15 protein-coding genes are annotated in these 19,568 nt (G+C 66.2%); 7 read left to right on the plus strand and 8 right to left on the minus strand.

Features of this window, described 5'->3' with window-relative positions:
• Positions 1-70 precede the first annotated feature (70 nt).
• A complete protein-coding gene (locus tag LIN44_RS23860) occupies positions 71-895 on the minus strand; it encodes a response regulator transcription factor (protein WP_227314732.1) in 825 nt (274 codons plus the stop codon).
• Between the two features lie 529 nt (positions 896-1,424).
• Between LIN44_RS23860 and LIN44_RS23865 the strand changes: the two genes are divergently transcribed.
• Positions 1,425-3,038 (plus strand): phage integrase family protein, encoded by a 1,614-nt coding sequence (locus tag LIN44_RS23865; RefSeq protein WP_227314733.1) that lies wholly within the window; start codon positions 1,425-1,427, stop codon positions 3,036-3,038.
• Positions 3,039-3,148: 110 nt separating this feature from the next.
• Here LIN44_RS23865 and LIN44_RS23870 read toward each other — a convergent pair whose 3' ends face one another.
• Entirely contained in the window at positions 3,149-4,165 is a 1,017-nt protein-coding gene (locus LIN44_RS23870) for a ParB/RepB/Spo0J family partition protein (protein WP_227314734.1), read from the minus strand.
• 2 nt (positions 4,166-4,167) lie between these two features.
• Positions 4,168-4,827 carry an AAA family ATPase gene (locus LIN44_RS23875; protein ID WP_012354867.1) on the minus strand — a complete coding sequence of 220 codons (660 nt, stop codon included), beginning with the start codon at positions 4,825-4,827 and terminating at the stop codon, positions 4,168-4,170.
• A 376-nt stretch (positions 4,828-5,203) separates the two neighbouring features.
• On the opposite strand from LIN44_RS23875, the gene LIN44_RS23880 reads away from it, so the two are divergent.
• The gene (locus LIN44_RS23880) at positions 5,204-5,407 is read left to right on the plus strand and encodes a cold-shock protein (RefSeq protein WP_006159056.1); all 204 of its coding nucleotides are present in this window, start codon (positions 5,204-5,206) and stop codon (positions 5,405-5,407) included.
• A gap of 114 nt (positions 5,408-5,521) precedes the next feature.
• On the opposite strand, the gene LIN44_RS23885 is transcribed toward LIN44_RS23880, so the two are convergent.
• Both LIN44_RS23885 and LIN44_RS23890 read right to left on the minus strand, forming a co-directional pair.
• Positions 5,522-6,616 (minus strand): replication protein RepA, encoded by a 1,095-nt coding sequence (locus LIN44_RS23885; RefSeq protein WP_227314735.1) that lies wholly within the window; start codon positions 6,614-6,616, stop codon positions 5,522-5,524.
• A gap of 1,575 nt (positions 6,617-8,191) precedes the next feature.
• Complete coding sequence (locus LIN44_RS23890) at positions 8,192-8,395, minus strand: cold-shock protein (protein WP_010811149.1); 204 nt, start codon at positions 8,393-8,395, stop codon at positions 8,192-8,194.
• 415 nt (positions 8,396-8,810) lie between these two features.
• Between LIN44_RS23890 and LIN44_RS23895 the strand changes: the two genes are divergently transcribed.
• From LIN44_RS23895 to LIN44_RS23905, 3 genes are all read left to right on the plus strand, one after another.
• Positions 8,811-10,175, plus strand: a complete 1,365-nt coding sequence (locus LIN44_RS23895) for an NCS2 family permease (RefSeq protein ID WP_227314736.1) — start codon at positions 8,811-8,813, stop codon at positions 10,173-10,175.
• Positions 10,176-10,834: 659 nt separating this feature from the next.
• Positions 10,835-11,305, plus strand: a complete 471-nt coding sequence (locus LIN44_RS23900; protein ID WP_227314737.1) for a hypothetical protein — start codon at positions 10,835-10,837, stop codon at positions 11,303-11,305.
• 125 nt (positions 11,306-11,430) lie between these two features.
• Positions 11,431-12,798, plus strand: coding sequence for a sigma-54 dependent transcriptional regulator (locus tag LIN44_RS23905; protein ID WP_227314738.1), 1,368 nt, complete (start codon positions 11,431-11,433; stop codon positions 12,796-12,798).
• A gap of 110 nt (positions 12,799-12,908) precedes the next feature.
• Here the strand turns inward: LIN44_RS23905 and LIN44_RS23910 are convergent, their stop codons facing one another.
• Both LIN44_RS23910 and LIN44_RS23915 read right to left on the minus strand, forming a co-directional pair.
• Positions 12,909-13,307 carry a hypothetical protein gene (locus LIN44_RS23910; RefSeq protein WP_227314739.1) on the minus strand — a complete coding sequence of 133 codons (399 nt, stop codon included), beginning with the start codon at positions 13,305-13,307 and terminating at the stop codon, positions 12,909-12,911.
• Between the two features lie 768 nt (positions 13,308-14,075).
• Complete coding sequence (locus tag LIN44_RS23915) at positions 14,076-14,273, minus strand: hypothetical protein (protein WP_227314740.1); 198 nt, start codon at positions 14,271-14,273, stop codon at positions 14,076-14,078.
• A 233-nt stretch (positions 14,274-14,506) separates the two neighbouring features.
• Here LIN44_RS23915 and LIN44_RS23920 point away from each other — a divergent pair, with 233 nt between their 5' ends.
• Together LIN44_RS23920 and LIN44_RS23925 are read left to right on the plus strand one after the other, a co-directional pair.
• Positions 14,507-15,475, plus strand: a complete 969-nt coding sequence (locus LIN44_RS23920; RefSeq protein ID WP_227314741.1) for a YihY/virulence factor BrkB family protein — start codon at positions 14,507-14,509, stop codon at positions 15,473-15,475.
• Between the two features lie 206 nt (positions 15,476-15,681).
• Positions 15,682-17,283, plus strand: coding sequence for a peptide chain release factor 3 (locus tag LIN44_RS23925; RefSeq protein WP_227314742.1), 1,602 nt, complete (start codon positions 15,682-15,684; stop codon positions 17,281-17,283).
• A 69-nt stretch (positions 17,284-17,352) separates the two neighbouring features.
• Here the strand turns inward: LIN44_RS23925 and LIN44_RS23930 are convergent, their stop codons facing one another.
• Entirely contained in the window at positions 17,353-19,530 is a 2,178-nt protein-coding gene (locus tag LIN44_RS23930) for a TonB-dependent siderophore receptor (RefSeq protein ID WP_227314743.1), read from the minus strand.
• Positions 19,531-19,568 lie beyond the last annotated feature (38 nt).

Below are 19,568 nucleotides of genomic sequence, written 5' to 3' on the forward strand. Positions count from 1 at the left end.
GGCGCTGGCGAGCTTGCCACCACCGCCCGTGTCGCTGGCGCAGGCAACCGGCTCAAGCCGCTCAAGGCGCTCAAGCCGCCTGGCTCACCGGCGCCGGCACCCGCGCCGACAGCGCCGCCGCGTCGGGTCCCGCCCAGTTGAGCGTGGCGCCCTTTTGCAGGGCCACATAGACCGCTTCGCCCTTGTTGCGCACATGCAGGCGCTGATACAGGGTGCAGGCATGCGTCTTGGCGGTGGCGATCGAGATGTTCAGCATGCGGCTGACGGTCTTGATCGGATAGCCCCGCGCCAGCAACGCCAGCACTTCGTACTGGCGCTCGGTGATGTTGAGCAGGTGCGCGCCCGCCGATGGCGTTTCGTAGGCGGTGGCGTGCGCGGCGAAGTGGCGTTGCGCCACCGGCGCCGCGCTGTCGTGCCCGGCGTCGTCCACCGCAGGGCGCAGCGCCACCACCCGGGCATCGCCGGGGGCAGCGGTTTCCATGCCGGCGTGCCGGCCCGGCAGCGGCTGGCTGGACGCCGGGAAGCATTCGCCGCCGGCCAGCACCAGCCGCACCGCCGCATCCAGCGCGTCGGCGCTGCAATGCTTCGGCACGCAGCCACGCACCGGCTCCGGCAGTCCGGCCTCGGGCAGCGCCGGCAGCGCCTGCTCGCTGAGGACCAGCACCCGCTGCGGCCGCAGCCGCTGGCACAGCTGCTCCAGCATGGACCAGCCGCTGGCGTGGTCGGCCGGCAGTCCGTAGACCATCAGGTCGGCATCGTTGAGCCACAGGTCGGAATCGACGGGCGCCAGCGGATCGATGTCCAGCAGGTCGCCCTGGAGGTGTGCTTGGGCCAGCAGGTGGCGCAGACCCAGGCGCAGGAGGGGGTGAGGCTCGATCAAGAGGATGGTGGCCATGGCCGCTCTCTTATTATTGCGGCAAGCACGGACCCCGCGAAAATCCGTACTTGCTTGTCGGACGTGCCCCGCTATCCTGCGGTTGCACCTCCATACGATCCGCCAGTGCTCCAGGGCCGCCGTACAGCCTTCCCGTCTGGCTGCAGGTCGTCCTGATCTGGAGATACCGGATCGCCCCGGTTTGCGTGTGAAACGCTTATGTTGCAAGAGCCTTAGATTCGGCTGAAGTCTGATCTAAGTATTTATAACTCCTGAGCTGCAGCATATGAAACGCGCCCGGCGAATGCAAGGTCATGGTGCGCTGCAGCGGGTAATCCCCAACCGGCGCTGTGCGCCGCCAGACTTGCCGGGCGCATGCCGGCTGACTGGAGCATACGGGCCGAAACCTGGCGGCGGGCCTGTGCATTCCGCGCCATCGCGCATAAAATTATCGGCATTGCATTTTGCTATGCATTTCGGGCCGGACGATTCCTGCCTCTGCCTGGGTGCCTTATAAATCAATAAGTTAGCGATACTGCGCAAGCTGCCTATGATTCCTGCCGCGCCCTCTGTCAGCCTGACCCGCAGTGAGTTCGCCGCCGTGCGTGCCTATGTCCAGGGCATGCCGGCCGCCATGGTGGTCCCCCGCTATCTCGCCGACGACACCGACGACGACGACGCCGGTGCGGAGTCGGCGCTGCGCATCCTGCTGGCCTTGCGCGACCGCATGGTGCAGCTCGCGCACCTGCACGGTCGCGCGGACCTGGCCGACCTGCTGCTGGCCGGCCCCGGGCGCTCGAACCGCGGGATGGACCGCCGGGTGGATGCACTGGGTGAACTGGAACGGCTTGGCACGGCGGCTCCCCAGGCGCAGCACAGTGTGGAATTGTGGTTTGCCCCGGCACTGGCCCGGCGCCTGCGAAATGCCGGTATTGTGACGCTTAAAGCTCTTCTGGATCTGGCCAATCAGCGTGGCACCGCTTGGTGGCGGGCCGTGCCGCGCATTGGCGCGCTCGCCGGCGCTGCCATCAACCGCTGGCTCGGCGAGCATCGCACGGTATTCAAGGGCGCTGATGGCGCGCCGCTGTTGCATGCACACGTCGGCAATAGAGCGCCGCTGCAAGCGGCGGCGCTGAGTCCGGCACTGCGCCAGCCGTTGCCGCTCGAGTGGCTGAGCGAGGCGCCGGCCGCCGCTACCGGCGCGATTGGCGCGATCGGCGGCGCCTGCCCGTACAGCCACGGCGTAGCGGTGGTCAAGGCGTGGCTGCGCGAAACCGCTGGCGGCCAGGGCAGCACCTTTGCCGCGTATCGCAAGGAAGCGGAGCGGTTGTTGCTGTGGGCGGCGCTGGAGCGCAGCAAGGGCCTGTCGCAACTGGACCTTGACGACCGCCAGGCCTACCTGGCGTTCCTGGCCCACCCGGAGCCCGCCAGCCGCTGGTGCGGGCCGCGGGCGCCACGCCACCAGGCCGCGTGGCGCCCGCTGACCGGCGCGCTGAGCCCGGCCAGCCAGCGCCACAGCCTGCGCGTGCTGGCTGCCTTGTTCCGGTGGATGCACGATAACGGCTACCCGTGCGCGGCGCGCTGGCCGGCTCAGGCCGGGACGGAACTGGCTGCGGCGCCGGCAGCGGTGGCGGCTATGCCGCCCGCCCGCGCCTCGCTGCCGGACGACAGCGTTGCCGCGTTCCTGTCATGGCTGGCGGCGCAAGCCGAGGCCAGCGGCGGGCAGCGCTACCGCGCCGCGCACGCCGCCATCCTGCTGTTGCGCGAGCAACGGCTCGGCCTGGCTCAGTTGAGTTCGGCGACGTTACGATCGCTGTCCGCATCGGGGCCCGCGGACGGCATGACCGTCGAATCCGGTGACGTCAAGGATGTGGACGCGTCCCGGCCGGGGATCGGCCTTGCCCCAGCGACACGGATGGCTCTGGCGCGCCACTGGCAGGACCGCCAGCTGCAATGGGAGGGTCCGGGCATGGAAAACGCCTGCCTGATCGGCCCGGCGACGGCGCCGCCCACCGGTCGTGCCCGCCGCAAGCGCGCGGCACAGCCTCTGGGCGGCTATTCGGTGCGCGGCCTGCACGCCTTGCTGGCCGCGACCCTGGAGCGCTATCGCAAGCGCTGTGATCCGGCATTCGCAGCACGTTCGCCGCGCGACCTGATGGCTTGAAAACAAAGGGGGCAGTGTTGCCACTGCCCCCGCATGCTTGTCCCGCCCGCCTGGCATGTCGGCGGCCGCGTCAGCGCGAAGCCGAACAGGCGGCCGCCCGCTCCAGTGTTTCAGAGCAAGGTCTTGTCGAGTCCGAAGCGAGACTTCAGCGCTTCAACCAGGGCCTCGCGCGCACTGCGGTCGGTCAGTTGCACGTCCAGCATCACGCGTCCGGAATCCCATTCCTTGATGGTGCCGAGCAGCTGGCCGCTGTCGGTGCGAATCTTGTACTGCCGGCTGATCTCCTTGACCTTGCGCGCCTTGCCTTCCTGCGCCTGCTTGCGGATCGCCTCGACTTCGCGGCTGGACAGCCCGTCGTGGATGATCCGCCCCGCCAGCTCGCGCGTCCGCTCTTCGCCGGCCAGCTTGAAGTACAGCGTCAGTTCGTAGCCGGCGGCAATGCCGATCGCGCTCGGGCATTCGCGCATCACGCCCAGCACCGACTCCGGCAGGCGCAGCAACGCGAGCGTCTTGTTCACGGTGCCCGCGGAGATGCCGGTCAGCTCGCAGATCTCCTCTTCCTTCTGGACCTTGCCTTCATCGAGCAGCTGGCGCCAGGCAATGGCATTGTCGAGCGCGGACTGGTCCGAGCGCTGCTCGTTCAGCATGAACGACAGCCGGTAGAAATCCAGGTCGCTCAGGTCGTTCTCGACAAAACATTCCATTTCGAGCTTGCCGGCGGACGCCAGGGCTCGCTTGCGGTAATGGCCGTCGATCAGGATGTAGTGGCCCGGGCGCGCCGGATCCGGCGCCGCCAGGCCCGGCGTCTTCTGGCCGTGCGTGGCGATCGACGCGGCGCGTTCCTGCACCACGGCAGGATCGTAGATACGGCGCGCATTCAGCGGGTTGTCATGCAGCTGCGCCAGCGGAATACGGATCAGTTGCCGGCCCGCGGCGACGTCGTCGAGACTTTCAGCGCTGAAACCCGGGGCGGTTTCTGCAGCTGCCCTGCCCTGCAGCAGGCCGTTGGGATGCTGGGAAATGGCCGCTTCCGCCCGCGCGAAGCGGTCCATCGTATCGTTGCGGCTCTTCTCGGCCGCCATGCCGGCGAGCATGCCTGCCTTGAGGCTTTTTAGTTTGGTAGCCATGCCTATTGCTCAATCAAAGACAACACTTCATCGACCATCATGTCGACCTCCTGCACCGCCTCGCGCGCGCCTGCGACGCCATGGACGGTGCAGCCGATCGCCTGGCATTCGCGAAACGCCGATCGCGAGCCGATCATCGAATTCAACAACGGGACGTCGCCATCATCACCCAGGATTTCAATCGCCTGGCGTGCGATCGACACCCGGCGCTGGACCATATTGGCCATGACGCGGATCAGCAGCGATTCGTTCTGTACCTGGGCGTGCTGGGCCAGCGTCTTGGCGGCCACGGCCGCCCACAGGTCCGGCGGGGACGGTACGACGGGAATGATGGCAAGGTCGGAGATCAGCAACGCGCTGGATGGCGCCGCCGAATGGACGGCCGGCGGGCAATCGACCACGATGTAGTCATAATCCTGGACGAATTTGCGGACCTCGCGGTGCATGGCACCACCAGATGGCGCCAGGCCGATTACCGACGCCGGAAACGGCCGTTCATCGCTGGCCTGGGCCGCCCACCGGGTGGCGGTGCCTTGTTCGTCCATGTCGACCAGCATCGAGCGCGCACCACGCAGGCCCAGCGTGCCGGCAAGATGCATGCTGACCGTGGTCTTGCCGCAACCGCCTTTCTGGTTAAAGACCGTAATGATTTTGGCTGGCACGCGACCTCTCTTTCAGCGCTGAAAGCGCGGTTGATTCTTAAGGCGCAACTGTAGCCAAAACAAGGTGACGTATCAACCGTTTTCCAATTTAACAAAATTTGTGTTTCGACTCGAGGAATGCGCAAATGTCGCCCCGAGGCCTGAAAACACGCAAGACGGTAAAATTGCTTGAAAATCCGGGCGGAATGTGCCTAAAGTATCTGTAGTGCGCATTACGCCGCACATGACACCGTAATCCAAAGTGGTTATGATGCGCGCTACAGTCGAGTCAAGTCGTGTCACCTCGTCGGCTTCCGTTCGGTATCTACGAGAACTCAACGTGCTTGAACGGTTGTTTGCGTTGTGTACAAGAACTTGCTTCGAAAAGGAAATTCCTATGGCAACCGGTACGGTCAAGTGGTTCAACGAGACCAAGGGCTTTGGCTTCATTACCCCGGACGACGGTGGTGCAGATCTGTTCGCGCACTTCTCGGAAATCCAGGGCTCGGGCTTCAAGACCCTGAAGGACGGGCAGCGCGTGACGTTTGAAGTCAAGCAAGGCCCGAAGGGCCTGCAGGCTTCGGCGATCAAGCCGGCCTGATCCAGTCTCGGCTGACCTCTCCCCCGCCGCGACGCGTTCGTGGCGGGCAACAAAAAAGGCAAGCGTTTCGCGCTTGCCTTTTTTGCATCCGGGCCGCTCCGCCCGGAGTGCGTTTCAACCCAGCTTGCGCACGCTGGTGCGCGACGGCTGCAGGATCAGCGCCTTGGACGAATCCGCGTCCACCTTGGCACCGGGGTATACCACCAGCACGTCCTTAAGCGCTTTGCGGAACAGTGCCCGGAACTTGCGTTCGCTTTCGGTTTCCGTGCCGAACTGCATCTGCAGCGCTTCCCAAGGGATCTCGGTGCGGCGCTGGATCGTAAAGAACCGGTAAGTCAGCCACGAATACACGTCGAGCGCGAACGGCGACTGCTTGAGGGCCTTCAGCGCGCGCATGTCCACCGGCACCGGCCGGTTGACCAGCTCGTTGAAGAACGGTTCGGACAGCACCACGAAGCTTTCGAACATCGAGCCCTGGCCCGGCTGCATCGGATCCCACCAGGTCGACAGCTGATCGGCCAGCAGGTAGCCCACGCGGTCGATCGACAGCGGCTCGTGGTTGGGATTCTGGTTCTGGCTCGGCGTCGACTTGTTCTGCACGATGGCGATCGTCGCCGAGAACAGGCGGATCATCTGCTGGCGTACCAGCGTCATGGTGCCGCGCTTGCCGCCGGTGGCCATCGGGATGCCGAGGTTGTACATGAACTCGGACAGCGAGTTTCCAAGCGAGATACGCCGGTCTTCCACCGTGCCGGTGAATTCGCCGCGCTTTTTCTTCGCCATGATCTCCTTGCCGATCCAGGCCAGCATCAGGCGCGGATAGGAGCCGTACGGATATCCCAGCGACACCGTCTCCGAAACCAGCTTCTGGCGCCCGTTGGAGGCGCGCTCGGAGCGTTGCTGCGTGAAATAGCCCGGCTGGATCATCAGCGAAATATTGCCGCTGGTGCGGGTCCAGACCGGCGGCGCGCCCTTGGGCGCGCGATAGGGCAGCGTGACCTGGACGCTGGCCCGGCTGAGGAAGCCGACCTCGCCGCTTTGCCAGGCGTCTTCCCGCTCCATGGCCTGCGCCTCGTCGAACAGGCGCTGGAATTTCTCGGACGGAACCAGGTTGTTCTCGTTGCCGGGAACAATGATGCGGGAGGGTTCGGCGTCCAGGTCGAGGACGCTTCGATCCCCCGTGGCGGCCGGGGAGCGTTTGATGGGCATAGTGGCTTGCTTCGGATTACCCGCCTTTGTACTCGAAGCCGCAAAGCTTGTCACGCAGAAACAGGTACACAAGCAACCGCATTGCTCGCGGGGTTCTTGCCAGCCGGGAGGATCTAATGGCTGGTCGCATGGTGGCGGACGGTGGGCAACCCGGCAGGGTTGTCCACGGTTCGCCAGCCATCAGCTACCAGTAAACGATATCGATACGGGTTAACTACTTGTAAACCGTATACGTGAAGCCAGGCCCGTTGATTCGTAAGGGGAAATCACCGCCCGGCGAACCAGATTCTGCGGCGATCCGTACCCGATTCAGCGAAGGACCGAACCCGAATCTGCGACCACCCGAACCTGTATCTGCGGCCGGGGCGAACCGGATTCTGCGGGGATAACACGCGTCGCCCACAGGCTTCTCCACAGGCCAGACCGCGCAAAGCGTACCCGATTCTGCGAGATCGTTGCCTGCCAGGCGTGCCGAGTCGCAGGTTCCCGTCCAAAAACGGTGGATAACTACGCCGGCAGGCGGTTATCCACGCAGAAACAAGTTCGCGTCCGCGCACCCAGTTGGCGCTCCGGCCCGCGCTGCGTACCGATTTCTGCGAAAACCCTGGTCAAAGCGTACCCGTTTCTGCGCTGGCCTCAAGTCGACTGCATCCGGCGGCGCCAGCGTACCTGTTTCTGCGGCGTACCCATTTCTGCGCCGGGCCCTGGCGGCCGGTTTCATCTCGCGCGTACCTGTTTCTGCGGGCACGGAAGATGGTGCAGCCGTTTGATGCGTACCCGTTTCTGCGTTGCGGCCGCCTGAATTTTGCGCGGAGCTTCCACCAAGTTTCCATTATAGCAGCGCATTAGCCAAAAAGCTAGTACTCACACCCACCGTATACGTGTTGAAACACGGTCGTTGCACCGGCGTACCCATTTCTGCGGATCCGTCGAGAGAACCCTGGCATGCATAACGACCCGGATGGCGATGATTCGCCGAGGCGTACCTGTTTCTGCGGACGCGCGTGCCAGCCAAGGGGCGCAAATCCGTACCCGATTCTGCGAACGCACCGGCGCGGCGAGGCCCCGCAGCCGGCTTCCGCGTTGCAACAGGGCGCGTACCCGTTTCTGCGCCGGCCGCCGAGTCCGGTCATGTGGATAGATCAGGGCCTGGACGGCGCATCGAAGGGCAGGCAGACACAAAAAAATATTTCGCGGCGTACCCGTTTCTGCGTGGCCAGGCGAGGCAGGGCCCGAGGCGGCGGAGTCATGCGTACCTGTTTCTGCGTCGCTGATTGCCGGAATGGGGAGGTTCAGCGGATGGGCCGTACCCGTTTCTGCGAGCTGCGGCGAAGCCTCCTGTCGCTTTGCGGCGCAGCATTGCGTACCCGTTTCTGCGAAACGGGGCGATGCGCTGACGTGCGGCTCCCGGCAGGCAGGACAGGCAGGGGAGAGGGAAGGGCGTGAAGAACGGCCGCGGCGAACAGGGCCGGAAACCGGGGCCGCGCGGTGACGCTGCGGCAGAAAACAAAAAACCCCGCCTGGGGCGGGGTTCTACGCTGTGCGGCGCACACTGAGTGCGCCGGCGGTCAACGCTTACAGCGGGGTGATGTTCGCGGCCTGCAGGCCCTTCGGGCCATTCTTGACTTCGAACTGCACGCGCTGGTTTTCCTGCAGCGACTTGAAGCCGTCGGCACGGATTTCCGAGAAATGGGCGAAGAGGTCGTCACCACCCGCGTCCGGCTTGATGAAGCCGAAGCCCTTGGCGTCGTTGAACCACTTGACGATACCGGTTTGCATGATTTGCTTTCCAGAAAAAGGACAGAAAAGATCGCATGACGAAAACGCCATCCGACACGGGGAACTCAAGGAAAGGACACCATGGACAACCGAAGTACCAGACGGTGGCTAACGAATGAACTGTTGCCTCGTCGCTTGAATCTAGGCGGGTTTATACGGGGGATTGCGGCCAGCGTCAAGATAGGGCCGGCCCCATGCCGCGCGCCACCCCGGGCTCGCGCGCCGCATGCACGTCGTGGGATCATCACGCCTTTTGCATGTTGCTTATTCGTGCCCGCCGTGACGGCGCCGGGCCGGCCGGTACAGAGTACGCTTGCCGATCTGGTCGTGCGCGGGGATGGCCGAGCCGCCCGGCACCTGTACCGCGCCACGGGCCGCGCCGCAGCGGACACGATAAGACACCAGGAGACCATTCATGTCGATGCCGGATCCCGCTTCCAAGCCGGGTACCTCCAACCCCGCCGCGCCCCAGGCCGCGCCGTCGCTGCTCGAGCGGGTATTCAGGCTGCGCGAGCACCATACCGATGTCCGTACCGAGATCCTGGCCGGCATCACCACGTTCCTGACGATGGCGTACATCATCTTCGTCAACCCCTCCATCCTCGGCGATGCGGGCATGCCCAAGGACGCGGTGTTTGTCGCCACCTGCGTGGCCGCGGCGATCGGCACGCTGATCATGGGCTTCTACGCCAACTATCCGATCGCGATGGCGCCCGGCATGGGGCTGAACGCGTATTTCGCCTACACGGTGGTCAAGGGCATGGGCTTCCCCTGGGAAGCGGCGCTGGGCGCGGTCTTCATCTCCGGCTGCCTGTTCCTGCTGGTGACGCTGTTCCGCGTGCGCGAGATGATCGTCAATGGCATCCCGCACTCGATCCGCGTGGCGATCACCGCCGGCATCGGCTTGTTCCTGGCCATCGTGGCGCTGAAGAACGCCGGCATCGTCACCGCCAGCCCGGCCACGCTCGTGACCATCGGTGACCTGCACCAGCCGTCGGCGGTGCTGGCGATCATCGGCTTCTTCGTGATCGTGGCGCTCGACCACCTGCGCGTGAAGGGCGCCATCCTGATCGGCATCCTGCTTACCACGCTGCTCAGTTTCGCCTTTGCCGGCAACACCTTCCACGGTGTCTTCTCGGCGCCGCCGTCGCTCAGCCCGACGCTGTTCAAGCTCGATATCTCCGCGGCATTGTCGATCGGCATCATCAACGTGGTGCTGGTGTTCTTCCTGGTGGAGCTGTTCGATGCGACCGGCACGCTGATGGGCGTCGCCAACCGCGCGGGCCTGCTCAAGGCCGGCAAGATGGACCGGCTCAACAAGGCGCTGATGGCCGACAGCACCGCCATCATGGCGGGCTCGTTCCTGGGCACGTCGTCGACCACCGCGTACATCGAAAGCGCCTCGGGCGTGCAGGCGGGCGGACGTACCGGCCTGACCGCGGTGACGGTGGCGGTGCTGTTTCTCGCGGCGCTGTTCATCGCGCCGCTGGCGGGAACGGTGCCCGCCTATGCCACCGCGCCGGCGCTGTTGTATGTGTCGTGCCTGATGTTGCGCGAACTGCTGGAAATCGACTGGAACGACGTCACCGAGGTGGTGCCCGCGGTGATGACGGCGCTCGGCATGCCGTTCACCTATTCCGTCGCCAACGGCGTGGCGTTCGGCTTTATCAGCTATGCGGCGCTCAAGCTGCTGACCGGGCGCGCACGCAGCGTGCCGGTGATGGTGTGGATCATTGCCGCCGTCTTTATCTTCAAGTTTTATTACCTTCCGGGACACTGACCGCGCGGACCGCGGCAGCACCTGATAGCAAGGCGGCCCAGGGGCCGCCTTTTTTGTCGCCATGGCAAACCAGCGTCGCGCTCCGCCCGCTGCCGCGTACCCGTTTCTGCGAGCAAACGATTGTGCGCGGCCGGCTTGGCGTACCCGATTCTGCGTGCAGGCCCGGACTGTCGGCGCAGCACTGCAGCGACTCATGTCCCTGCCGCGGTGGGGTGTCGGAGCGTACCCGATTCTGCGTAGTATGGTTGCGCCATATGCGCACTGGGGCACGCTCTGGCGTGCCGCTGCCCGCGCTCTCGCGTGTGTGCGCGAGGGCTCATACCAATGGATGAGATTGGCTGTAAGTCACCCACTCGGGGCTGGACAAACCGCCGCAAATGCACTGAACTATAGGCGTGGCAAAGAGGGGCGCGGCAAGCGCCCCTTCTTGACTCCGGTGTATGCGGCAGGGTGCCGGAGCCAGGCCGAAAGCGCGTCGGCGCAATGCGCCAGGGCGGCAGCGCCTTCGGGACAGAGATCGTCAATATCGATGACGGCGCCGTCCACAATCCGGGAGCGTGCGGACAACATGCGCGCCACGCAGACAAGAAAATTCCAAGACTGAAAAGTGGTAAACGTAGACGTGCAGTGCCGGGGGATGTTGTTCAACGGGGATAATCATGACCGCAGGAGAGATCCGGCGACCCGTCATCGGGCCTGTCAGGGAGTCCAGTAACCGATCCATCCAATCTATGCGTCCAGCCTGGGCTGCCGTGGGGGAGGCTGCAGGCGAGGTGCCCGCCAAGCGGTTCGTGAGGGACGCTGTCAGCGCGGAGGTTGACGCCCTGCTCGCCGACGACAGCGAACTCAGTGACAGCGCCCGTGCGGCCGTGTCCAACCTGCTGCGCCGCCATCGGTTGCTCGAGGGGGAACTGGCGCGCCAGCGCGCGCTGCTGCAGGAATGGATCCTGAGCCAGCTGACCTACAAGACGCTCTACTTTCAATACTCCGGCCAGTCGCCGCAGGCGCCGCGCGTGGAGTTGATGCGCGAGAAGGAGACCGTGCGGCGGCGCATCCGCGAGCAGCTTCAGTCGGGGACGGATTACCTCGCCACGCCTGATGAATCCACCCGCAGTCTGTCCAGCTCGTGACACCGACGTCGACCGCGGGCCCATGCCCGCAGCCAGTTCAGCCCCACCGTCCGCCACGGACGCGCGCCGCTGCGGCGGCCACGGGTGCCGGCACCAAGAACAAGCCTAACGTCCGGGAGATCGTGATGGACCGACTGTGCAAGGCGTCACGCACTGCACAGCTCGTGGTCGTGTCGCGTCATGAAGATTTTGGTTTTGATCCGTCCGTGATCGGCACGGAATGGGAAATCCGCCGCGTGGCGCAGGTGCGCGACGCCGAGCGCGCGGTGCGCGCCTGCCCGCCCACGGCCGGCGTGATCGATTTGCAGTCCGACTACAGCGAGGCCGAGTTCGCGCAGCTGGAGCAGGCACTGCAGTACCTGCATATCACCTGGGTGGCGATTACCTCCGATGCGATGCTCGCCAACGAGCGCGTACGGCGGATGATCCGCGACTATTGCGTCGACTACGTGCGCCTGCCGTTCTCGATGCCGGAGCTGCTGTACACGCTGCGCCATGCGCGCGGCATGGCTGCGCTGCACGGCACGCGCCCGCAGGAAAGCGCGTCGCGCGGCACCATGATCGGCGAATGTGCCGCCATGCGCGCGATGTTCCGCTCGCTCGCCAAGGTTGCGCACAACGAAGCGCCGGTGTTCATCTCGGGCGAATCCGGCACCGGCAAGGAGCTGGCCGCGCAGGCGATCCACGATGCCTCGAGCCGGCGCAAGGGCCCGTTCATAGCCATCAACTGCGGCGCCATTCCCTCGCACCTGGTGCAGTCAGAGCTGTTCGGCTATGAAAAGGGCGCCTTTACCGGTGCCAACCAGCGCAAGATCGGCTGGATCGAACAGGCAGAGGGCGGCACGCTGTTTCTGGATGAAATCGGCGACCTGCCGCTCGAAAGCCAGGTGGCGCTGCTGCGCTTCCTGCAGCAGGGCATGATCACGCGGCTGGGCGGCCACCAGTCGATCCCGCTGAACCTGCGCATCATCTCGGCCACGCACGTGGACCTGGTTGCGGCGCAGGGCGCCGGGCGCTTCCGTTCGGACCTGTTCCACCGGCTATGCGTGCTGACGCTGTCGATCCCGGCGCTGCGCGAGCGCGGCGAGGACATCCTGCTATTGGCCAATGCCGTGCTGGCCGAGCACGGCCATGAGGCGCACCGGCGCATCCGCGGTTTCTCCGCCTGTGCGACGCAGGCGATGATGCAGTACGCGTGGCCAGGCAATGTGCGCGAACTGATCAACCGCGTGCGCCGTGCCATCGTGATGACCGACAACCGCAAGATCACCGCCGAAGACCTGCAGCTGCACGGCGGCGCCGAACTGCCGCGCAAGACTCTCGACGCGATCCGCGAAGAGGCCGAGCGCGAAGCGATCCGCACCGTCATGGCCAGCCACGGCTTTCACGTGGTGCCGGCCGCGCGTGAGCTCAACGTGTCGCGCGTGACGCTGTACCGGCTCATGCACAAGCACAACATCCGTGTGGAGAGCCACGCTTCGGCGGGAGAGTAGCGGCATGGGTCGTGCCGCCCGGTTGCGCACGGCCGCACAGGCGCCAGCGGGAAAGGGGAACCAGCGACGTCCGCTCGCCGGTTCCGCCTTTCCCCGTGCCGGCCGGCACGTCAGCGCACTACCCGCGGGGGCCGTGAGGTCCCCGTCCCGCCCGCGAACCCGCCGCCGGCCGCTTGCGCGGGCACGGTGGCAAGGTTCATGCTGATCTTGCCGCGGGCGCGCCGCGGCGGCTCGCGTGCATCCTGCCGCGGCCACGGCGCGATGTCGCGGCGGCGCTGGCCGTCGCATGCATGCCGCGCGCGCGGCGCCACCGCTTCGCTGCCGGTCGTGTCCGGGTCGAGCCGCAGTTCTCCCCAGGCCCAGCCGAAGCCGCGCACATAGACGTCATTGCTGACCGCGGCGTGGCTGTTCGCGTCGGCCGCGTCGGGGCGGTCGAACCACGCGTAGCTGGCCGCCGCCGCGCTGCCCGTGCAGAGCGCCAGCACCGTGGCAAGCATTGCAGCCTTCATGGTCGGCATCTCCCTGTGGAAAAAAAGTGCCCGCCGGGGGACGGAACACTAAGCCGTGCGGACACGCTGGCTCGCGTCTCCGCTTGTTGTGTCGGGCCGTCATGCGCGCCGCTTGCCCGCATGACGGTGGCAGGCCGGACTGGCCCGTGCCGGTCGGCGGGTCGCCACGCAAGCCGTACCCTGCGCGCGATAGGTGACTTGCGGCCGCGCCCGCGGATAGGGCAACAGGGGCGCAGACACCAGGTCCACCTCTGACGGCGGCGGCCCGGCCAGGCGGTACGCGCGCCGGCGCGCCGTCATGCGGGAAGGCGGGTGACGCATGTGGTGTTCTCCAGCGCGCTTCGACGGGTTTGAGGCTCGGCGCAGACATGTACAAGTGCGCCTGACACAGGCAGAGCGACAAGTGTGCCAAGGGCCGCAAACGCTTGTGCCGCGCGGCTTTGCGGGACGATTTGTGCCAACGCGGCGCGGCCGCGTCACGGCGGTGGACTAATCGGTTACGTCACTGCAACGCGGCGCAACGAATGCCGCGGCGGCCGACGCGGGGCAGCGGGGGGTGCTGGCCGTCGCCCGTGCGCACTGGCGGGCGCTTTGCCGGATGCGCGACGCGTGGCGCCGCCGTGCTCAGTCCGTTGCACGGTTGAAACTGGCCTTACATCAGTCATGCACGCGACTAACGGTGGTGCGTCGGTGGTGCGTCGCGTCCACAGGCTTCAGCAAGCTGGCTACGCAGAAACGGGTACGCGCAGGAGCGCTGCGTGCGTGCGGTCAGCGCGGCTGGCCCGTGGTCCCCGCGGGATTGGCCGGGCTGCCAGGGCTGGCTGCCGGCGGTGCCGACGGCAGGACGCCCGATGCGGTGCCGGAGATGGGCTTGGGGCCGGGCTGGCTGCGTTCGCAGCCGGCGCAGCCGAGCACGGCGACGATCGCCAGCACGGCTGCCGGGCGTGCGCGGAGGTTGCAGGTCACGGGTGCCTCCTTGCGCCGGCGCGCGGCAACGGATGCGCCGGCAGGTATGCCTGATCTTACTGTAGCAGGTCGCCTGCGGCGCGCCGCGCAAGGCCCGCCTTGGGCAAGCCGCGCAATGCGAAGTATGATGAACGCAGCGCCGGCCGCGCGGGCAGGCGCAGCCCATCCGCGGTCCCCGCGCCGGATCGCACTGGCTCGCGCCGGACCGCGCCGAACCGCGCCAGAACCAGGCCGTGACTGACAAGACCGAATCTTCCTCCTCGCCTGCGCCCGAAGGCGTGCCGCCGCCGCGCCGGCACCGCCCGCACTGGCTGCCCGACAGCCACACCGGCGCGCGCACGCTGCGGGTCGTGAGCGCCGCCATCACCTCGTGGTTTGCGCACCGCGCCGCCAGCAAGGGCGCTGCGCTGTCCTTCTACATGCTGTTCTCGCTGGCGCCGATCCTGGTGCTGGTGATTTCGATCGCCGGCCTGTTCTTCGGCGCCGAGGCGGCGCGCGGCGAGATCTTCGCGCAGCTCGAAGGCCTGGTCGGCGACCAGGGCGCCGCCGCCATCGAGGGCATCCTGGCCGCGACGCACCGTGCCGGCGGCAGCGGCATGGCGGCGCTGATTGCAACCGGCATCCTGTTGGTCGGCGCCACCAGCGCCTTTGCCGAACTGAAAAGCAGCCTCGACGATATCTGGCACGTGCCGGTGCCGGACACCGCCGGCTGGCGCCAGTTGCTGCGCACGCGGCTGCTGTCGTTCAGCCTGGTGCTGGTGCTGGCCTTCATGCTGCTGGTGTCGCTGATCGTCAATGCGGCGCTGGCGGTGGTCGAGCGCATCTGGGGCCAGTTGTGGACGCAGTCGTGGTTTGCGCCGGTGGCCGAAGCCCTTTCCTCGCTGTTTTCCTTCGCGGTGGTGACCGCGCTGTTCGCCGTGATCTTCAAGATGCTGCCCAATGCGCGCATCGCCTGGCGCGATGTCACCATGGGCGCGGTCATCACCGCGCTGCTGTTCTCGATCGGCAAGCGGCTGATCGGGCTGTACCTGGGCAACAGCGCGGTGGCCTCATCGTATGGCGCCGCGGGGTCGGTGGTGGCGCTGATGTTGTGGGTGTATTACTCGGCACAGATCTTCTTCTTTGGCGCCGAGCTGACGCGCCAGTACGCCCTGCAGTTCGGCAGCCTGCGCGGCAAGCCGGCGGACAAGCTGGCTGCATAGCGGCAGGGCGCGGAGCGGGCATAGCGGGTTGGCGAGCAGCCGGGGGGACAAGGCAAATCCCGTAGCGGCGGCCAAACCGGTAAAATACCGCCCCATTCCCTTCGCGTGCCCGCAGGGCCCGGCCCCGCGGCCGCCCGCGGCGCTGCCGGTCCTGGTTCCGGCCACCGCCGGGCCACCCCATTGTTTCCCAGTCAAACTCCGCTGCCGTGAGCTCGCTCGTTCCTGAAATTGCGCGTCGTCGCACCTTCGCCATCATCTCCCACCCCGACGCGGGCAAGACCACCCTGACCGAAAAGCTGCTGTGGTTCGGCGGCGCGATCCAGGTCGCGGGCGAAGTGCGGGCGCGCAAGGCCGACCGCCATGCCACCTCGGACTGGATGGAGCTGGAAAAGCAACGCGGCATTTCGGTGACGTCGTCGGTGATGCAGTTCCCGTACCGCCGCGACAGCGCGGACGGCAAGGGGCAGGAGAACATCGTCAACCTGCTCGATACCCCGGGCCATGAGGACTTCTCCGAAGACACCTACCGCACCCTGACGGCGGTGGACTCGGCGGTGATGGTGATCGACTCGGTCAACGGCGTGGAAGCGCAGACCATCAAGCTGCTGAACGTCTGCCGGCTGCGCGACACCCCCATCCTGACCTTCATCAACAAACTCGACCGCGAAGGCCGCTCGCCGATCGAACTGCTCGATGAAATCGAGGACGTGCTGCAGATCCAGTGCGCGCCGATGACCTGGCCGATCGGCATGGGCAAGGCCTTCCGCGGCGTGTACCACCTGATCGACGACAAGGTGCAGCTGTTCGATCCGCATGGCGACAAGGGCACGGCCGCGATCCTGGACGGGCTGGACAATCCGGAGCTGGACCGCATCCTGGGCAGCCAGGCCGAAGAGCTGCGCATCGAGATCGAGCTGGTGCGCGGGGCTTCGCACACCTTCGACAAGGAAGCCTTCCTCAACGGCAAGCAGACGCCCGTGTATTTTGGCTCGGCCATCAACAACTTCGGCGTGCAGTCGCTGCTGGACGCCCTGTGCGAGCTGTCGCCGCCGCCGCTGGCGCGCAATACGGATTCGCGCGTGGTCGAGCCGCAGGAGCCGAAGTTCACCGGCTTCGTGTTCAAGATCCAGGCCAATATGGATCCGCGCCACCGCGACCGCATTGCCTTCGTGCGCGTCTGCTCGGGCCGCTTCGAGCGCGGCATGAAGCTGCTGCACGTGTCGGCGGGCAAGACCGTGGCGATCAACAACGCCATCACCTTCATGGCGCAGGACCGCAACACCACCGAAGAGGCCTACGCCGGCGACATCATCGGCGTGCCCAACCACGGCACCATCCGCCTCGGCGATGTCTTCACCGAGGGCGAGCCGCTCAAGTTCACCGGCATCCCCTCGTTCGCGCCGGAATTCTTCCGCCGCGCGCGCCTGAACAACCCGCTCAAGGTCAAGCAGCTGCAGAAGGGCCTGCAGCAGCTGGCCGAAGAGGGCGCCACGCAGATGTTCCGCCCGCTCGCCTCCAACGACCTGGTGCTGGGTGCCGTCGGTATCCTGCAGTTCGATGTGGTGGCGCACCGGCTGGAGCATGAGTACGGCGTCGACGCCATCTTCGAATCGCATGAATGCGCCACCGCGCGCTGGCTCAAGGGCGCGCCGGCGGAGATCGAGAAGCTGATCGCCAAGGCCGGGCATAACGTGGCGCTGGACGGTGCCGGCGACCACGTCTACCTGGCGCCGAGCATGGTCAACCTGCGGCTGACGCAGGAGCGGTTCCCGGAGCTGCAGTTCCTGGAGACGCGCGAGATCGTCTGACGACTTCATCGCGGAAAATGCAAAACGGCTCGCCTTGGCGAGCCGTTTTGCTTGCTGGTGCCGGCGTGGTCAATACGCCAGCGACGCCTGGATATAGAAGGTCCGCGGCATCCCCACATACTTGCCCGCATTGTTGTCCGTCGAGCGCGTGAAATAGCGCTTGTCGAACACGTTCTTCACGCCTACCGCGACCTTCAGGTTCTGCGCCGCCTTGCCGAAGTCATAGCCCACGCGCAGGTTCATCAGCGCATAGCCCGGGATATCGCCGAGGGCGCCATTGGCGCTTTCGGCGGTCTGGTAAGTGGTCGAAGTGCTCGGGTCGCCCGGCGAATGCTGCTTCGACTGCGCAAAGCCGTCGACATTGAACGACCAGCGGTTGCGCGCGTAGCGCATGCCCACCGTGGCCACATGGCGCGAATAGAACGGCAGGTCGCGCCCGGCGAAGTTGCCCTGGTTGTAGGTGGCTTCGGTGTAGGTGTAGGTGGCGTAGGCCGACAGGCCCATCAGCGACTTGTCGAGCGCGCCGAAATCATAGCGCAGCGACGATTCCACGCCGCGGTGGGTGGTGGCGCCCAGGTTGGTCCACGCATCGGGTGCGCCGCCGGTGCCGCCGCGCAGCTGCAGTTCGTCGTCGAAGTCGATGTTGAACAGCGTCAGCTCGCCGCCCCAGCCATTGGCGTTGAAGTGCGTGCCGACCTCGTAGGTCTTGGCCTTCTCCGGCGTCAGGCCATTGGTGGTCTGCGCGATCTGGAAATACTGCAGCGGGCCGAACGAGATGCCGGCGTTGGCGAACAGCTTCCACTGATCGCTGACGTGGTACATCACCGCCAGCGACGGCAGCGGTTCGTCGGACGACACGTCGCGGCGCACATTGGTAAAGCGGTCGGTCACGTTGGAGCGGATGAACTCGTAGCGCAGGCCCGGCGTGATGGTCCAGTTGCCCACGTTGATGGTGTCGTCGATATAGACCGCGTTGGCGGTGGTGCCGCCGGTGCGCCACTGGTAGACCGGCGAGGGCAGCGTGGTGGCATCGACCGAGCCGGGCACGTAGTAGGCGGTACGCGACGCCTGCTCGTCGCTGGCTTCGCGTAGGTAGCGGTAGCCGACGCTGACCTCATGGCTCATGCTTTCGCCGCGGAACAGCTGCGAATAGCGCGGCTCGATCGCAAAGGTGTGGTAGTTGCGCGGGGCCGCGGTCAGCCGGCGGCGGCCGGCCTGCGCACCGGAGCCTTCCTGCTCGATATTGCTGCCACGGAAGCTGTCGGTGTAGTAGGTCAGCACCTCGAACTTGCGGTCGGCGTCGTTGTGGCTGTATTTCAGGCTGAAATCGTGGCGGCGCCCGCTGAAATTGTCAAAGGGGCGCACCGACTGGAACGGGTCGGCGGCGTACTGTCCGGGCGTCAGGCCGCCGGGCATGCCCGCCGTGCCTTCGTAGTAGTGGAAAGCGGCGCTGATCGAGTCGGTCTTCGAGATCCGGTACGCGCCCTTGAGCAGCAGGTCGTCGATATTGACGTGGTCGTTGCTGGCGCGATAGCCGTTGCCATGGATGCCCGAGTACAGCAGCGCGCCGCCCAGGCCCTGCTCGTTGGTGCCGCCGATGAATGCGGTCGGGTTGGTCTTGACGTTGCCGCCGTGGCTGTAGATGTCGGTCGAGATCGAGGCATCGGCAGCAAAGGTGGTGGGGATCGGGCGCGTCACGAAGTTGATGATGCCGCCCACGTTCTGCGGGCCGTAGCGCACCGAGCCCGCGCCGCGCACCACGTCGATGGTCTCGAGGTTGCCCAGCGACAGCGGCGCCATCGACAGCTGCGGCTGGCCGTAGGGCGCCACCGCCAGCGGGATGCCATCCATCAGGATGGTCGAGCGCGGCGACAGCCGCGAGGCCAGCCCGCGCACGCCCACGTTCAGCGAGACATCGCTGCCGCCGGTGCCGTTGTTCTCCTGCACCTGCACGCCGGGAATGCGGCGCAGCACCTCGCGCACATTGTTGGCGCCCGCTTCCGCGAAGGTCTCGCGGTCGACGATGGTACGCGCGCCCGGATGCTCCAGCACCTTGGCCTCGTTGGCGTTTTCCAGCCAGTTGCCGACCACGGTGACCGTGTTCAGCGTGGCTTCGGCATTGGCGGTGGAAGTGGCGGCGGAAGTGGCGGAAGCCGGTTCCGCGGCGTTGGCCGGCAAGGCGGCGAGCTGGGCAAACAGCAGGGCGGCGCCGATGGCACCCCCGGTCAGACGGAATGCGGGTTGCAAGGTGGGTTTCCTGGGAGAGCGGCGCGTCCCGCTGCGCC

Source organism: Cupriavidus sp. MP-37, from assembly GCF_020618415.1.
GTDB lineage: Bacteria > Pseudomonadota > Gammaproteobacteria > Burkholderiales > Burkholderiaceae > Cupriavidus.

What these genes read in the sequence shown, in the direction of transcription:
- LIN44_RS23905 (WP_227314738.1), top strand. Translation starts at nt 11,431, where the DNA reads ATGGACCGACTGTGCAAGGCGTCACGCACTGCACAGCTCGTGGTCGTG.
- LIN44_RS23885 (WP_227314735.1), bottom strand. Translation starts at nt 6,616, where the DNA reads ATGCCCATCAAACGCTCCCCGGCCGCCACGGGGGATCGAAGCGTCCTC.
- LIN44_RS23890 (WP_010811149.1), bottom strand. Translation starts at nt 8,395, where the DNA reads ATGCAAACCGGTATCGTCAAGTGGTTCAACGACGCCAAGGGCTTCGGC.
- LIN44_RS23895 (WP_227314736.1), top strand. Translation starts at nt 8,811, where the DNA reads ATGTCGATGCCGGATCCCGCTTCCAAGCCGGGTACCTCCAACCCCGCC.
- LIN44_RS23870 (WP_227314734.1), bottom strand. Translation starts at nt 4,165, where the DNA reads ATGGCTACCAAACTAAAAAGCCTCAAGGCAGGCATGCTCGCCGGCATG.
- LIN44_RS23910 (WP_227314739.1), bottom strand. Translation starts at nt 13,307, where the DNA reads ATGAAGGCTGCAATGCTTGCCACGGTGCTGGCGCTCTGCACGGGCAGC.
- LIN44_RS23860 (WP_227314732.1), bottom strand. Translation starts at nt 895, where the DNA reads ATGGCCACCATCCTCTTGATCGAGCCTCACCCCCTCCTGCGCCTGGGT.
- LIN44_RS23900 (WP_227314737.1), top strand. Translation starts at nt 10,835, where the DNA reads ATGACCGCAGGAGAGATCCGGCGACCCGTCATCGGGCCTGTCAGGGAG.
- LIN44_RS23880 (WP_006159056.1), top strand. Translation starts at nt 5,204, where the DNA reads ATGGCAACCGGTACGGTCAAGTGGTTCAACGAGACCAAGGGCTTTGGC.
- LIN44_RS23865 (WP_227314733.1), top strand. Translation starts at nt 1,425, where the DNA reads ATGATTCCTGCCGCGCCCTCTGTCAGCCTGACCCGCAGTGAGTTCGCC.